The sequence below is a fragment of the Neisseria subflava genome, assembly GCF_005221305.1.
Lineage (GTDB): Bacteria > Pseudomonadota > Gammaproteobacteria > Burkholderiales > Neisseriaceae > Neisseria > Neisseria subflava.
The window spans coordinates 1,003,495-1,017,456 of sequence record NZ_CP039887.1 but is presented as its reverse complement, the minus strand read 5'-3'; the positions used below and the strand labels follow the sequence as shown (position 1 = coordinate 1,017,456).

Genomic DNA, 13,962 nt, shown 5'->3' with positions numbered 1-13,962 from the left:
ATAAGTCTTTCAGACGGCCTGTTTTAGGGTGTTAAATCGTGTGAAGAGTATAGCATTTTATTGGGATTGTTGACAGTCTGAGCGTTATGTCAGATATGGAAAACGCCGTCTGAAAAAGACGGTGCGAGGTATCAGGCAAGGGTGTTGGCGATTTTGTTTTTCCGGCTTCGTTTCCACTTGAAGAGATAAGCGGCAACAACGGGAATCAGGGCGATAATGGATTTGAATGTCCATCCTGAATACCATGTGCCTTCGGGAACGTCGCTTGCAAGCCAAGTGAAGTATGGCCACCAGCAGGCAACCAGGCTGCCGAGGAACAGCGGCCAAATATGACGGCTTAAGTTGCGTTGCCATAAAAGGAAACAGATGGCCGCCCAAACGAAAGTCAATACGGTAATCAGGAGAATGGTGTAGGCATCTGAAATCAGGATGGCGGCAAAGTAGTAGCTGAGTCCGACCCATAATAGGGCAAGTATCAAGACGATGATTTCTTCCGGGCGTTTAAACATGATTTCTCTCTTTTGTAAGACTGGCAATGCATCAATACTATACCCTAAACAAGAAGCGATGGTAAGAGTCTTTCAGACGGCCTTGTAGCCGGGTTTGCTATAATGTGCGCAATCAATTTTTTGGAAAGGACAAACCATGACGGCAAACTTTCAAGAAACGCTGAAGGCTTTGGGTAAAAAGGCGAAACAGGAAGCAGCGGAGCGGGAAGCGGAAGCGAAGGCTAAAAAGCAGGTAGAGGATGTGGATTTCAGTAAGGCAGTTGGTAAGGTTATACCGTTGAAAAATGCGGGTAACTATTATGAACAGCCCCGTGATAAATCTCCGATCAAGCCGCGACCTAAAGAAATGGCGACTTTGGAGCAGGAAGATTATTTTTATGTGGGCAGCGGCGGCTGGGAAGAACCGCCGGCTTCGTTCAGTAAAAACGGGCAGGGTAAAAATGATTTGATGCGTTTACGAAACGGCCATTATCCTGTTGTGGCGGATGTAGATTTGCACGGCTATACACAGGAAGAAGCGCAGCAGGTATTGAACGAATTTATTGAGTTTACGAAAAAACGCGGCGTTTGCGGCGAGATTGTCCACGGCAGCGGCTTGGGTTCTTCAGGCTATAAACCGGTTTTGAAAAATATGACGCGCCGCTGGTTGATGCAGCATCCTGATGTGTTGGCTTATGTCGAGCCTCGACAAGGCAATGATGGCGCAGTCAGGATTTTGTTAAAACGCCAACGCCGAGACGATGATTGGAAACAGTAAAATATAAAAAGCAGTGTCGATAAAATGACACTGCTTTTTTTATGGTTGTCAGACTAAGAGGATTTCTTTTTGAAAACCGATTCGCAACCTTTGCCATTGGTCATTGCAGTTTTGAAATTATTGGCTGAATCAATATCAGTGCATTTGTAAGCATTGCCCAAACTATCCATCCAAACGGAAAGGGTATAGCCTGTTTTGGTGGGTATGGCTTTCAAACGATAGGCTCGGCTTGTACTGGTATCAATCATTTCGGCAGAGTATTTATATTTGTCTGCCAAATCTTTATGGCCTTTGTATGAGGAAATAAAGTCATCCAACTGAGTTTTAATCTCATCAGTTTTCCACTTTGGATTTTTAACCATCTGGTTTTTAAAAGCAGAATTGATGGCGACTAACTCGGCATGCGCTTGTGATTGGTAGCCGCGTTCAATGTAGCGGTTGTAAGAGGGAATGGCAATGACGCTTAGGATGGCTAAGATGGCGACAGCAATCATCATCTCAACCAGCGTAAAGCCTAGTTGTTTGGTAGAGGTGGTATTCATTATATTATTCGCTGGCAACGTAAGACTGAAGAACGACTTGGGTATTGGCATTCTTACCCCATGCTTTGGCGGTAACGCGGTAAGTAATTCGACCCTCTGTCGTTTTACCTAAATATTCGATGATGTAGCGTGGATTATTTACGATGCCACTTTTTTTATCTAAAGGATATTCCGTACCATTGGCGTCAATACACAGGCTTTTGTCGCATTTGCGCTTCCAAGCATCTACGGTTGGGTTGCCTTCTTCAGTAAAATCGCCATTGGATTTTACGTTTGGTGTGGAACATAAACCTTTTGTACATTCTGCAGTAAAAGTAGTCTTTTTACCTTCAATATCAAAAATTTGATTTTCACCTTCACGCAGTGCCGCTTCGGCTAGGGTGGTTGCCAGTTTACGGTCGGCATCATTGGTACTGATACGCTGTTCGGTATTGTAGGACTGGGTGGCTGTAACCACGAGCAGGGCGATGACGACCATCATCATTAAGACGATAAACAAAGCATAGCCCTGCTGCCGGTCAGGTTTGATTAGAGTGATCGGTCGGCGCATACGTTTCCTCCGCGGATGGTGGCATTAATATTATAGATATCGACTTTATTGTCTTGTTCTTTTGATGGGTCAATACTGCCGTTATTCAGTACGATTTGGATAGATGCCGGAGACTTGGCCTCAGCTGAGATATCCAATGCGTTTTTGTAATCAAATGATTCTGTATTCAATCCGCTGGCAGATGCATTTTCAGAATTAGGACATTCTGCATAGATATAGTGGATATCCATAGCAGTGATGCCTTTAATTAACAGCTGCGGATTACTCCATGAGCCATCATTTGATAATTGGAAACGGAACAAACCGCTCTCTTCGCCAAGTTTACCGACGGCGTAGGCAATCATTTCATGTTTCATAATGGCAATACTGCCGTCTTGATCAGAGTCGTTAATTTTTAAAGCCAATTTTGCCGCCGCCAAATCTTTAATTTCTGTTTGAGGCTTTGCAATGCCTGAACAGTTACTGACAATAGCAGTTTTTGCAGCAGGTAAAGTAGGTGGAGCTGACAGCCATTAAGACAATCATGCTGAGCAGGCTGGCAACCAAAAATTCAAGGATGCTGAAACCGTGCATCGCGGTTTTATTGGGAATATGGTTGAGTAAGCGTTTATTGTTCATTGTTAGTCTCTTACGCGTGATTGGTAGGTATAGACAACGTGATGCCCCGATGTGTTGAGATTTTTTGCGCTATTTTCTTCTTCGACATCTTGCAACCATAAAACTTTCACGATGGTCGTGTCGCCTTTGCCATCGCATTTTGCGTTAAACCCATTTTCTTCGTAAGTTGGCTCTGCACCGGAAGAATCTTTGCAGATGGTCGAAAATACTTGGGCTTCGGGAAGGGCTTTGGCTAAATCGGTTTTAAACTGTGCAATTTGAGCCTGTGCAAGTTGGGCTTTGGTCATTTTGGCTTCAAATTTTGCAGTTTGTTTAAAGTCGGATTTTAGGTAGGCATCATAGGATTTTTTATAACGGGAGGTTTTTTCCCCTGCAGTATCGGTTTCTTCAGAAAGCGTCGGATTAATGAGCATGCCTTCAATCAGATTTTGTGTAATTTGGGCGACTGTGGTTTGATTTTCAGACTCACGTACGTTGGATACGGTACGCAATTGAACAGCCAGCAGGGCGAGTACGCCGATAGCAAGGACAAACATGGCAATCAAAACTTCAATCAGGGTCATACCTGATTGAAGTTTTGGAGTAGAGCTTGTTGGGCTCGTTTTCAGACGGCCTTTAAATGATCTGAGATGAGTAGGATTAGTAATGTTCATAAGATACCGTTGTTATTATTTGGAAGTGTATTCGCACATTTTGCGCTCATCGTTTTTAGCACAGATTTCGACATGCCCATTGCCATTGATTAAAAGTACGGTAGCACGGGCTTTTTTGGTTTCAGCATCGGTGGCAAATTTATCCGTCAGGCTGATTTTGATGTGACCGTCTGAAAATTGATAATTTTTCTTATCCTTATCACCATCCTTATCATCGATTAAATATTCAAATGTACCATTGGGCAGGAATTTCCACCAGACTTCTTTTGGATCGGAAGAGGAGAGGGCGGAAAGTGAAGTACCGCTGGGAATATAGTCGAAGCGGTATTCCACTTTTTCAGTGTCGCCATTGAGAATGATGTAGCGGATAGATAAATCGTCTTCATCATTTTGATAGCTGGAATTTTCGTTTTTATCGGCGTAGGCCAACATACCAATACTGGTACTGGTACTGTTTTTTTTGTGAATGCAACCATTATGCGAGCCATCGGATTTGATTTTGGCCGGGCAGATGTAAACGGGAAGATTGAGACGGACGGCCTCATTACGCGCGAAGCGCAGCAGATTGGCAATTTGCTCTGCTTGCGATGCCGCACGTCTGGAGGCAATCCATTGATTCATATTGGGAAGTGCGATGACAGCCATTACTGCTGCAATAGTAATGACGATCAGCAACTCAATTAGGGTGAAGCCTTTTTGTGTCTGATACATGAGTGATTTTTTAGTAGTAATGTGTTGGGTAACTGACGTTTTCTCTTTTGCACTTGCCTGTGGCAATGCTTTTGCTTTTATTAGATTTATTTTAAACGATTTTGTAATGCGTGACTAATGAAATATGAAATTCGGTTAGTTTTTCAGACAATCTGTCTCAATCTTCCATCAACATGGATTCTGGAACATAGGCAGCATTATCAAATTTGGTAAATTGGCCCATCCAAGTGAGGAATACTTTCCCGACGGGACCGTTACGGTGTTTGCCGATAATACATTCCGCCAAGCCTTTTGCGGGTGAATCTGAGTTGTAGTATTCGTCGCGATACATGAACATAATCAAGTCGGCATCTTGTTCGATTGCGCCAGATTCACGCAAGTCGGACATCATTGGGCGTTTGTCGGTACGCTGCTCAACAGTACGGCTCAACTGCGACAGGGCAATAACGGGAACTTGCAATTCTTTAGCCAATGCTTTGAGGGAGCGCGAAATTTCACCAAGCTCGGAAGCACGGTTGTCAGAACGGCCGGAGCCAGACATTAATTGCAAGTAGTCGATGACGATCAAGCCCAATTTACCGTTGAACTGGCGTGCAAGACGACGGGCGCGAGCGCGGAGTTCGAGCGCAGTCAAACCCGGAGTTTCATCGATATACATGGGTGCATCGGAGAGTTTAACGACCGCTTCGTTCAGACGGCCCCAATGTTCGTCTTGCAATCTGCCGGTTTTTAAAACGCTTTGGTCCAAACGTCCGACTGAACCCAGCATACGCATAACCAGCTGCGCGCCGCCCATCTCCATGGAGAATACGGCGACAGGTAATTTGTTTTCTACGGCAACGTGTTCTGCGATGTTGATCGAAAAGGCGGTTTTACCCATAGACGGACGGCCCGCCACGATAATCAAATCGCCCGGTTGAAGGCCTGATGTTTTTTTGTCGAGGTCGATAAAACCTGTCGATATGCCGGTTACCTCATCAGGATTGTCGCGCGAATAAAGCATATCGATGCGCTCGACTACTTCTTTCAAAAGGTCGGGCATCTCAAGGAAGCCTTGTTTGGATTTGGCGGTACTTTCGGCGATTTGGAATACTTTGTTTTCTGCCTCGTCCAAAAGCTGGCCTGCATCACGCCCTTGCGGATTGTATGCGCTGCGTGCAATTTCCGTGCCGACTTCGGCAAGCTGGCGCATGATGGAACGCTCGCGCACGATTTCGGCGTAGCGGCGGATATTGGCAGCGGATGGCGTGTTTTGCGCCAGTGTAATCAGATAGTTGAATCCGCCTGCCGCTTCCAATTCTTCATTGCGTTCCAAACTTTCCTGAACGGTAATGACGTCGGCAGGACGGCTTTCATTAATCAGGTTGGCAATCGCACGAAAAATCAGGCGGTGTTCGTGGCGGTAGAAATCTTCGCCGGAAACGACATCGGCAATACGGTCCCAAGCAGAATTTTCCAGCATCAGGCCGCCCAAGACGGATTGCTCCGCTTCTGTGGAATGTGGCGGCAGTGACAATGCGCTGATTTCACGGTCTTCAGACGGCATATCGGAATAATTGCTCATGACGGGCATCTCTGGCTGGAAAATTGCAATCCACTATTATAGCGCAGTGTAAGTTCAATTGGTTTGTTTAGGCTAAAGCAGGTAAAATAGCAATGTTGTCGATTTGACAACACACACTACCAAAATATAAATATCAATAATTAGGAGCATAAAAATGGAACACAAGCTGCCACAATTGCCTTATGAACTGGATGCGTTGTCCCCTCATCTGACCAAAGAAACTTTGGAGTTCCACTACGGCAAACACCATCAAACTTACATCACCAATTTGAACAATCAAATCAAAGGCACTGAGTTTGAAGAAATGCCTTTGGAAGAAATCCTGAAAAAATCTTCCGGCGGTATGTTCAACAACGCTGCCCAAACTTGGAACCACACTTTCTACTGGCTGGGCTTTACCCCTAAAGGCCAAGGCAAACCTGCCGGCGAATTGGCTGCGGCCATCGATGCCAAATGGGGCAGCTTCGAGAAATTCCAAGAAGCGTTCGATGCTTGCGCGGCCGGTACTTTCGGCTCCGGCTGGGCATGGTTGGTGAAAACGCCTGCCGGTGAATTGGATCTGGTTTCTACTTCCAATGCAGGTACTCCGCTGACTACTGAAAACACTCCGCTGTTGACTTGCGACGTATGGGAACACGCCTACTACATCGACTACCGTAACAGCCGTCCTAACTACCTGAAAGGTTTCTGGGAAATCGTTAACTGGGATGAAGTTGCCAAACGCTTCGCCGCATAAAACGATATGAGTGAAAAGGCCGTCTGAAGAATTTTCAGACGGCCTTTTTGTCAATATTGGCGTGAAGAGATGGTTTAGATGAATGTTTTTTCTGTCTGATGCGCAAAATTATCATGGAGCAAAAAAAAAGGATAAAGGGGAGATTATGCTAAAATATTGTCAACAATTTTTTTGATTCCGCATGATATGGAATCAGCGTTTGACACACATAGACAAGAGGATTTTATGAAATTTCTAGACCGTGAGGCGACCATTGCCAAACCCGGCTTTAATCGTTGGCTGGTACCGCCTGCCGCTTTGGCCGTGCATCTTGCCATCGGGCAGATATACGCTTATTCCGTGTTCAATGCGCCGCTGACCAAGCTTATCGGTATTACTGAGTCGGCTATAGGAGATTGGAAGCTGACCACGGTAGGTTGGATTTTCAGTATTGCCTTGGCGATGTTGGGCGCGTCTGCGGCTATGTTCGGTACTTGGATGGAACGCGTTGGGCCGCGTAAGGCGATGTTTGTTGCTGCCTGCTGCTTTAGCTTGGGCTTTTTTGTCTCGGCGATTGGCGTCCATACGCACAATCTGTTTTTGCTTTATTTGGGCAACGGTGTGATTGGCGGGGTCGGTTTGGGCTTGGGCTATATTGGGCCTGTATCGACACTGATGAAATGGTTTCCCGATAAACCGGGTATGGCGACAGGTTTGGCGATTATGGGCTTTGGTGGCGGCGCGATGTTGGCTTCGCCTTTATCCGTGTCGCTGATGAATTTTTTCTCCAGTGAAACTTCGGTTGGCGTAGCGCAGGCTTTTGTCGTCTTAGGGTTGTTCTATCTGGTGTTGATGATGTTCGGTGCGTTTACCATCCGCATACCTGCCGATGGCTGGAAACCTAAAGGTTATGTTGCGCCGAAAATCAAAAGCAAATTGGTCAGCAGCAATCACGTCAATGTTTCCGAAGCCATGAGAACACCGCAATTTTGGCTCTTATTTTGGGTGTTGTGCTTGAACGTGACGGCGGGTATCGGCGTTTTGGGTCAGGCTTCTGTCATGATTCAGGAACTGTTTTCTGAAGCTTCTGTCGGTAAACAGGCTGCTATTGGCGCGGGTGCGGCGGCAGGTTTTGTGAGTCTGTTGAGCCTGTTTAATATGGGCGGCCGTTTTTTGTGGTCCAGCGTGTCCGACAAAATCGGGCGTAAAAATACTTATACTATTTTCTTTGTGCTTGGCTCGCTGTTGTATTTCGCCATTCCGTCTATTGGCGCGAGTGGTAACAAGGCTTTGTTTGTTATTGGGTTTTGCGTCATCATTTCCATGTATGGCGGCGGTTTTGCAGCGATTCCGGCGTATCTGAAGGATTTATTCGGTACTTATCAAGTCGGTGCAATCCACGGCAGGATTTTGCTGGCATGGTCAACTGCAGCTGTTATTGGCCCGGTGTTGGTCAACTATATCCGCCAAAGTCAAATTGAAAGCGGCGTTCCGGCTGCTGAGGCTTATAGCATTACCATGTACATTATGGCAGGTTTGTTGATTGTCGGTTTGTTGTGTAATTTGAGCGTCCGTTCGGTTCACGAAAAGCATCACGAAAAAGACATTAAGGTCGCGGCACATAGCGGCAACCCTGATGATGAAACCGCTGTATCTGATGCCTATCTGATCAGCAAGAAAGTATCAGCGGGCGGTATCGGCGTATGGTGGCGCTGGGCTTTGGTTTGCATTCCTTTGGGCTATGGTGTCATTATGGTGTTTGTTAAAGCATTAAGTTTGTTTAATTGACTGTTGAAAATTAGAGGCCGTCTGAAAGTTTCAGACGGCCTTTTCAAATGTTAAACAATTAATCTTTTGATACGCTGATGGTATGTTTGATGTGTTTTAAATTTGCAACGATGGTAAAAGTCATCATCACCAGTAAAGCCCATGAACTCCATTTGCTGATGTGTACTGATGCCCATGCGCCGATTTGGTTGGGATAGCGCCAAACGCCGAATAGGGTTCCCAAATTTTCCGCCAGCCAAATGAAAAATCCGATCAGGACGAAAGCGAGCAGGAGGGGCATTTTGCGAGTGGTGTCATAGGGCGTGTATAAGACCGTTGTCCGGGCGTATAGGCCGAGAGCAAAAGCTGCAAGATACCAGCGATAGTCGCCGATATAGTGATGGGTGAAGAAATTGATATAAATCGCCAGTGCGCACAAAGTGCCCAACCAATACGGCGGATGGCTTTTGATTTTGAGGTCAAACAGCCGCCATGCTTGAATGATATAGCTGCCGACTGCGGCATACATAAAGCCTGCAAACAGCGGTACGCCGCCAATTTTGGTATAAGCCTCATCAGGATAGCTCCAAGACTGGATATCGCCTGATGTCTTGAACCATTCCAAAGCAAAGCCCACCAAGTGAAACAGCGTAATCGATTTCACTTCATCCCAAGTTTCCAGCTTGAAATACAGCATGGCTGCTTGTACGGAGATGGCAAAAATCAGTAGCAGGTCGTAGCGCGAAATTCCCAACCAGCCTGTTTTCGGAACAAGAAACATGGCAATGAAAAACAAGCCTGCAAATAAGCAGGCTCGTGCTTCTTTCAAACCGAAAAACCAAAATTCAACGATAAAGCGTCGCCAACTATGCAAATCCTTGCGTTTGGGGTGCTCAGTCAGCCAAGTATCCAGTTTGCCCAACATATTTTCAGACGGCCTCTTTATCTTGAAAATGTTTTAGGCAGATTGAATCGGAATGACGCGATTTTGCTTACGTTTTGCGCCGCCCTCACAGTAGTTGGTTTTGACATAATCTTCAACGATTTGTAAAAACTCGGCAGCGATATTGTCGCCTTTGAGGGTGACTTTCCGCTCGCCGTCTACATAAACCGGCGCAACCGGTGTTTCGCCTGTACCGGGCAGGCTGATACCGATATCGGCAAGCTTGCTTTCGCCCGGACCATTTACCACGCACCCCATTACGGCGACATTCAATGATTCAACACCTGGATATTCAGTGCGCCAAACAGCCATTTTCTGGCGTAAATAGTTTTGTACGTCTTGAGCCAACTCTTGGAATACGGTACTGGTGGTACGGCCGCAACCCGGGCAGGCTGTAACCATTGGCGTAAAGGAGCGCAAGCCCATGGTTTGCAGGATTTCCTGACCGACAATGACTTCTTGTGTGCGTGAGGAGCCGGGTTCGGGCGTAAGGGAAATTCGAATAGTGTCGCCGATACCTTCTTGCAACAATACGGACAAAGCTGCTGTGGAAGCAACAATGCCCTTGCTGCCCATGCCTGCCTCAGTCAGACCGAGATGGAGCGGGTAACGGCAACGGCTGCCCAATTCGCGGTAAACCTGAATCAAGTCTTGTACGGCGCTGACCTTGCACGACAAAATGATTTTGTCTTCGGGTAAACCTAAAGCCACGGCTTTTTCTGCCGATTCCAGCGCAGAAACAATCAAAGCCTCTTTCATGATTTCTTCAGGCGGCTTCGGTGTGGCAGAAGCTAAGTTGGCATCCATCATGCGCTTGGCAAGGCCTTGATCAAGCGAACCCCAGTTCACACCGATGCGTACGGCTTTATTGTTTTCTGCGGCAGTACGGATCATAAAGGCAAATTTTTCATCGCCTTTTGCACCTTTACCGACATTGCCCGGGTTAATCCGATATTTGGCCAAGGCCTTGCCACACTCAGGAAATTCAGCCAATAAGCGTTCGCCATTAAAATGGAAATCACCAATCAGGGGGGTGGTGTAGCCCATATCGTCTAAGCGGCTGCGGATTTCGGCTACTTTGGAAGCCGCTTCAGGAGTATTGACTGTGATACGAACCATTTCCGAGCCGGCATCGCTCAATTCTTTGACTTGTCGGGCAGTTGCTGCGGCATCTGCCGTATCCGTATTGGTCATGGATTGGACAAGAACGGGCGCCTCAGAGCCGATGATGAGGTGGTCAATTTTGACTTGATGTGTCTGACGGCGTTTAGGTGTGGTCATTTTAGTTTTTTCCTGCAACAAAAGAGGCGGATTTTTCACCGGCAACACGGTATTTCAAAGGTTCGATAGGTGTGCCGCCGTAATTGGCTTCAGAGCCGGCTGCAATACCGAGCCAAACATTGTAAGGCGCACCGCCTCTCAGACGTTGTTCGCTTCCGGCCGGAACGATACGGCTGAATACTACTTTTCCATCTTTGTCTGTAATAATCAGATTGCTTCGGTATTGGACTTTAATCCAAAGTTCGTCTTTCTCGACTTTGACGGCAGGCTTCTCTTCTTGTACGACGGCGGAAGCTGCTGAGGCAGCTTGATCATTAGTCACTTCAGGCTTATTGGTTATTTCTTTTTTGCCGTCTTCCGTCATTTCGCTAACGGCAACATTATCCGTTTTTAAGGCAGGCGTTTTCATCGTATCAGCAACATCTTTGCTGTTTTGAATATTTGCCTGTTCGTTTTCAAAACTGGATTTGCTTTGCCAAAAGTAAACGCCGCCTACAGCCAAAGCCAGTGCGGCTATTCCCAATATCCATTTTGGGAAACCTTGCTTATCAGCGTCTTGGTAGCTTAAGCCGGCGTTGGCGCTGCGTGTCACCGCGTATACATGGTCTTCAAGTTGCGGAGTAATGGAGAGCAAATGTTTGGCGATGGTTTGTTCGTCGATTTTCAGAAATCGTGCATATGAACGCAGATAGCCTGAAACAAAGACTAAACCGGGAAAGCCTGAATATTCCCCTTTTTCCAAAGCATCAATTTGTTCGGCAGACAGTTTCAAACGTGAAGCGACATCTTGAATATCGATTTTGGCATCAGTTCTGTGTTTGCGTAATTCATCCCCCAATGTTTTGGCGGCTTGTGTGTCGTAGTTGATTTTATCGTTATTTTCCATTTAGTGGCCTGTTGTGACGGTTTGTAGTTCGTCTGAATAAGGGAAGTTTGCCCTAAGTTGGGCTTCGTATTCGTATGCGGCGTGTTTATTGCCCAAGGCAGTAGCCAAACGCCAGCCTAAAAGCAAATCGTCAGCCTGAAGGACATCAACTTTGCTTTGGTATTGGCGGAAATAATAGTCGGCATCGTTCAGATTGCCTGCCATCATTTTGGTTCGGGCAAGTTCTTTGAAAGCAGGGAAGAATTGTGGATTTGCTACTAAAGACCTTTCCAAATAGGCTTGGGCTAATGAGTATTGGCCTAACCTTGCACTGCAAATGCCTTTATTCATATTGGCAATAAAGGGGCTTGGGTAGGTTGGGTCGGCCAGTGCTTTGTCAAAGTAAGCCAAAGATTCGGCCGGTGCATTCATTTGATTGCACAAGAACCAACCGTAGTTGTTGTTGACTTCCGCGCTATCAGGTTTTAAAGACAATGCTTTAAGAAAGCTTTCCTGAGCTTTATCTTTGACCTTCAAATACTGATAAATCTCGGCGCGTACCAACCAAGCAAGGTCATTTTTTGAATTGGACTTAAGCGCCTCTTCGATACTTTCAGTAGCTTGGCGGTAGTTTTGGCCGCGCATATATTCCACAGCCAGTTGGGTTTTGATATTAGAAACTTGAATGGCACGTTCTTTAGGGCTTGGGCCGGAAGAGGAAGCGCAGGCTGAAAGAGTCAGTGCGGTAAGTAAAGCGAATCCGAACTTGATTTTCATAATTAACCTTATTGTTCGACCAAAATCTGTTGCCATTTTTGTTGTCGGCGTGTTTTATCTTGTACTTGTCCTGCCAATTGTCCGCAAGCTGCATCGATATCGTCGCCGCGGGTTTTGCGGACAGTAACGACAAAGCCGGCTTGTTGCAGAATATCGCGGAAGACACGGATATTTTCATTGGTAGAACGTTCGTAGCCGGAATTTGGGAAAGGATTGAACGGAATCAGATTGAATTTGCATGGTACGTCTTTAACCAACTCAATCAATTCACGCGCATGTTGTGCCTTATCGTTGATACCGTCGAGCATAACGTATTCAAAGGTAATAAAGTCACGGGGTGCTTTGACCAAATAACGTTGACAGGCCGCCATCAATTCTTTGAGTGGGTATTTTTTGTTGAGGGGAACAATCTGATCGCGCACTTCATCGTTGGATGCGTGTAAAGACACAGCCAAAGCAACAGGCATTGCGTCACGCAGTCTGTCCATTTGTGGAACCATACCCGAAGTGGAAACGGTCACACGACGGCGGCTCAAGCCGTAGCCGTGATCATCCAGCATAATGCTCAAAGCGGTAACAACATTGTCAAAGTTTGCCATGGGTTCGCCCATGCCCATCATCACCACGTTGGAGATAACGCGTTCGTTTTTTGGGGTAACACCCATGGCTTTATTGGCCCACCAAAGCTGACCGATGATTTCAGCGGTAGTCAGGTTACGATTGAAACCTTGTCGTCCGGTAGAGCAGAAGGTGCATTCCAATGCACAACCAACTTGGGAAGAGATGCACAAAGTACCGCGTTCAGCCTCGGGAATGAAAACGGTTTCTACACCGTTGCCCGTGCCGACATCCAGCAACCATTTGTGCGTGCCATCCGTAGATTCTTGTGCCATCATTAATTTAGGCACTTCGATTGTGGCTTGTTCATTTAACTTGGCACGCAATGATTTGGCCAAGTCAGTCATTTCTTCAAAGTTTTGTGCACCGGCTTGATGCATCCAACGCATTACCTGCTTGGCACGAAAAGGCTTTTCGCCCATTTCGGCAAAGTGTTGCGTCAGTCCGTTTAAATCATAATTCAGTAGATTGGTTTTCATGTATTTTTATGTTTCTCAGTAAAGCTTTTAAAGCAAAGGGGCTTATTGGGCAGCTTTGCTTTAATAGCCTTTGGATTTTCAGACGGCCTTTAATTTGTAGGACATACAAAGCAGTTTTGCCGTCCGATATGAATCGGACGGCCGTAAAGCGGCTACAGGCTTTTATTCTTAGCGTGGGCAGATTTCGCTTTGGCTGAAGAAGTAAGCAATTTCAATTGCAGCATTTTCAACGCTGTCAGAACCATGTACAGCATTAACACTGACAGATTCTGCAAAGTCGGCACGGATTGTGCCAGGAGCTGCATCGGCTGGATTGGTTGCGCCCATCAGTTCACGATTTTTGGCAACGGCGTTTTCACCTTCTAATACTTGAATCATGACAGGATTGCGAGTCATGAATTTAACCAAGTCTTCATAAAAAGGGCGGTCTTTGTGTACGGCATAAAATTCTTTTGCTTCACGCTCAGAGAGATGTTTCATTTTTGCCGCAATAATGCGCAAGCCGTTTTCTTCAAAGCGGCTGTAAATCTTGCCGATGACGTTTTTTTCTACTGCATCGGGTTTGATGATGGAAATCGTACGTTCTATGGCCATGTTATGTCCTTGTTTTTAT

15 protein-coding genes and 1 pseudogene are annotated in these 13,962 nt (G+C 46.2%); 3 read left to right on the top strand and 13 right to left on the bottom strand.

From position 1 onward, the window contains the following. Positions 1-131: 131 nt before the first annotated feature. Positions 132-509 (bottom strand): hypothetical protein, encoded by a 378-nt coding sequence (locus FAH66_RS04965; protein WP_137040876.1) that lies wholly within the window; start codon positions 507-509, stop codon positions 132-134. Between the two features lie 136 nt (positions 510-645). Between FAH66_RS04965 and FAH66_RS04960 the strand changes: the two genes are divergently transcribed. Next, positions 646-1,266 (top strand): Smr/MutS family protein, encoded by a 621-nt coding sequence (locus FAH66_RS04960; protein WP_137040875.1) that lies wholly within the window; start codon positions 646-648, stop codon positions 1,264-1,266. A gap of 53 nt (positions 1,267-1,319) precedes the next feature. On the opposite strand, the gene FAH66_RS04955 is transcribed toward FAH66_RS04960, so the two are convergent. From FAH66_RS04955 to dnaB, 6 genes and pseudogenes are all read right to left on the bottom strand, one after another. Beyond that, a complete protein-coding gene (locus FAH66_RS04955) occupies positions 1,320-1,808 on the bottom strand; it encodes a PilX family type IV pilin (RefSeq protein ID WP_137040874.1) in 489 nt (162 codons plus the stop codon). A gap of 4 nt (positions 1,809-1,812) precedes the next feature. Continuing rightward, complete coding sequence (locus tag FAH66_RS04950; RefSeq protein WP_137040873.1) at positions 1,813-2,358, bottom strand: pilus assembly PilX family protein; 546 nt, start codon at positions 2,356-2,358, stop codon at positions 1,813-1,815. Beyond that, positions 2,337-2,976: pseudogene (locus tag FAH66_RS04945) on the bottom strand (hypothetical protein). The gene FAH66_RS04950 and the pseudogene FAH66_RS04945 overlap by 22 nt, the downstream one beginning before the upstream one ends. A gap of 2 nt (positions 2,977-2,978) precedes the next feature. Continuing rightward, positions 2,979-3,629: a type IV pilus modification protein PilV gene (pilV, locus tag FAH66_RS04940; RefSeq protein WP_208648089.1), complete on the bottom strand. Its 651-nt coding sequence runs from the start codon at positions 3,627-3,629 to the stop codon at positions 2,979-2,981. 15 nt (positions 3,630-3,644) lie between these two features. Continuing rightward, positions 3,645-4,340, bottom strand: a complete 696-nt coding sequence (locus FAH66_RS04935) for a pilus assembly FimT family protein (RefSeq protein WP_137040872.1) — start codon at positions 4,338-4,340, stop codon at positions 3,645-3,647. Positions 4,341-4,497: 157 nt separating this feature from the next. Next, complete coding sequence (gene dnaB, locus FAH66_RS04930; RefSeq protein WP_063075500.1) at positions 4,498-5,904, bottom strand: replicative DNA helicase; 1,407 nt, start codon at positions 5,902-5,904, stop codon at positions 4,498-4,500. A gap of 154 nt (positions 5,905-6,058) precedes the next feature. Here dnaB and FAH66_RS04925 point away from each other — a divergent pair, with 154 nt between their 5' ends. Both FAH66_RS04925 and FAH66_RS04920 read left to right on the top strand, forming a co-directional pair. After that, entirely contained in the window at positions 6,059-6,640 is a 582-nt protein-coding gene (locus tag FAH66_RS04925) for a superoxide dismutase (protein WP_070460856.1), read from the top strand. Positions 6,641-6,865: 225 nt separating this feature from the next. Next, the gene (locus tag FAH66_RS04920; RefSeq protein WP_137040871.1) at positions 6,866-8,407 is read left to right on the top strand and encodes an L-lactate MFS transporter; all 1,542 of its coding nucleotides are present in this window, start codon (positions 6,866-6,868) and stop codon (positions 8,405-8,407) included. Between the two features lie 58 nt (positions 8,408-8,465). Here the strand turns inward: FAH66_RS04920 and FAH66_RS04915 are convergent, their stop codons facing one another. The 6 genes from FAH66_RS04915 to ndk form a co-directional block, all read right to left on the bottom strand. Continuing rightward, the gene (locus tag FAH66_RS04915) at positions 8,466-9,311 is read right to left on the bottom strand and encodes a DUF817 domain-containing protein (RefSeq protein WP_137040870.1); all 846 of its coding nucleotides are present in this window, start codon (positions 9,309-9,311) and stop codon (positions 8,466-8,468) included. 33 nt (positions 9,312-9,344) lie between these two features. Then, positions 9,345-10,610, bottom strand: coding sequence for a flavodoxin-dependent (E)-4-hydroxy-3-methylbut-2-enyl-diphosphate synthase (ispG, locus tag FAH66_RS04910; RefSeq protein ID WP_137040869.1), 1,266 nt, complete (start codon positions 10,608-10,610; stop codon positions 9,345-9,347). 1 nt (position 10,611) lies between these two features. After that, positions 10,612-11,496, bottom strand: a complete 885-nt coding sequence (locus tag FAH66_RS04905; protein ID WP_137040868.1) for a helix-turn-helix domain-containing protein — start codon at positions 11,494-11,496, stop codon at positions 10,612-10,614. After that, complete coding sequence (gene pilW, locus FAH66_RS04900) at positions 11,497-12,252, bottom strand: type IV pilus biogenesis/stability protein PilW (RefSeq protein ID WP_137040867.1); 756 nt, start codon at positions 12,250-12,252, stop codon at positions 11,497-11,499. A gap of 8 nt (positions 12,253-12,260) precedes the next feature. Then, positions 12,261-13,349, bottom strand: a complete 1,089-nt coding sequence (rlmN, locus tag FAH66_RS04895) for a dual-specificity RNA methyltransferase RlmN (protein ID WP_137040866.1) — start codon at positions 13,347-13,349, stop codon at positions 12,261-12,263. Between the two features lie 168 nt (positions 13,350-13,517). Next, on the bottom strand, positions 13,518-13,943 hold the full coding sequence (gene ndk / locus FAH66_RS04890; RefSeq protein WP_004519785.1) for a nucleoside-diphosphate kinase: 426 nt from the start codon (positions 13,941-13,943) through the stop codon (positions 13,518-13,520). Positions 13,944-13,962: the final 19 nt, after the last annotated feature.

Bases quoted from the DNA above. Each gene is read 5' to 3' on its own strand.
- FAH66_RS04965 (WP_137040876.1), bottom strand. From the start codon at position 509: ATGTTTAAACGCCCGGAAGAAATCATCGTCTTGATACTTGCCCTATTA.
- FAH66_RS04960 (WP_137040875.1), top strand. From the start codon at position 646: ATGACGGCAAACTTTCAAGAAACGCTGAAGGCTTTGGGTAAAAAGGCG.
- FAH66_RS04955 (WP_137040874.1), bottom strand. From the start codon at position 1,808: ATGAATACCACCTCTACCAAACAACTAGGCTTTACGCTGGTTGAGATG.
- FAH66_RS04950 (WP_137040873.1), bottom strand. From the start codon at position 2,358: ATGCGCCGACCGATCACTCTAATCAAACCTGACCGGCAGCAGGGCTAT.
- pilV (WP_208648089.1), bottom strand. From the start codon at position 3,629: ATGAACATTACTAATCCTACTCATCTCAGATCATTTAAAGGCCGTCTG.
- FAH66_RS04935 (WP_137040872.1), bottom strand. From the start codon at position 4,340: ATGTATCAGACACAAAAAGGCTTCACCCTAATTGAGTTGCTGATCGTC.
- dnaB (WP_063075500.1), bottom strand. From the start codon at position 5,904: ATGAGCAATTATTCCGATATGCCGTCTGAAGACCGTGAAATCAGCGCA.
- FAH66_RS04925 (WP_070460856.1), top strand. From the start codon at position 6,059: ATGGAACACAAGCTGCCACAATTGCCTTATGAACTGGATGCGTTGTCC.
- FAH66_RS04920 (WP_137040871.1), top strand. From the start codon at position 6,866: ATGAAATTTCTAGACCGTGAGGCGACCATTGCCAAACCCGGCTTTAAT.
- FAH66_RS04915 (WP_137040870.1), bottom strand. From the start codon at position 9,311: ATGTTGGGCAAACTGGATACTTGGCTGACTGAGCACCCCAAACGCAAG.
- ispG (WP_137040869.1), bottom strand. From the start codon at position 10,610: ATGACCACACCTAAACGCCGTCAGACACATCAAGTCAAAATTGACCAC.
- FAH66_RS04905 (WP_137040868.1), bottom strand. From the start codon at position 11,496: ATGGAAAATAACGATAAAATCAACTACGACACACAAGCCGCCAAAACA.
- pilW (WP_137040867.1), bottom strand. From the start codon at position 12,252: ATGAAAATCAAGTTCGGATTCGCTTTACTTACCGCACTGACTCTTTCA.
- rlmN (WP_137040866.1), bottom strand. From the start codon at position 13,349: ATGAAAACCAATCTACTGAATTATGATTTAAACGGACTGACGCAACAC.
- ndk (WP_004519785.1), bottom strand. From the start codon at position 13,943: ATGGCCATAGAACGTACGATTTCCATCATCAAACCCGATGCAGTAGAA.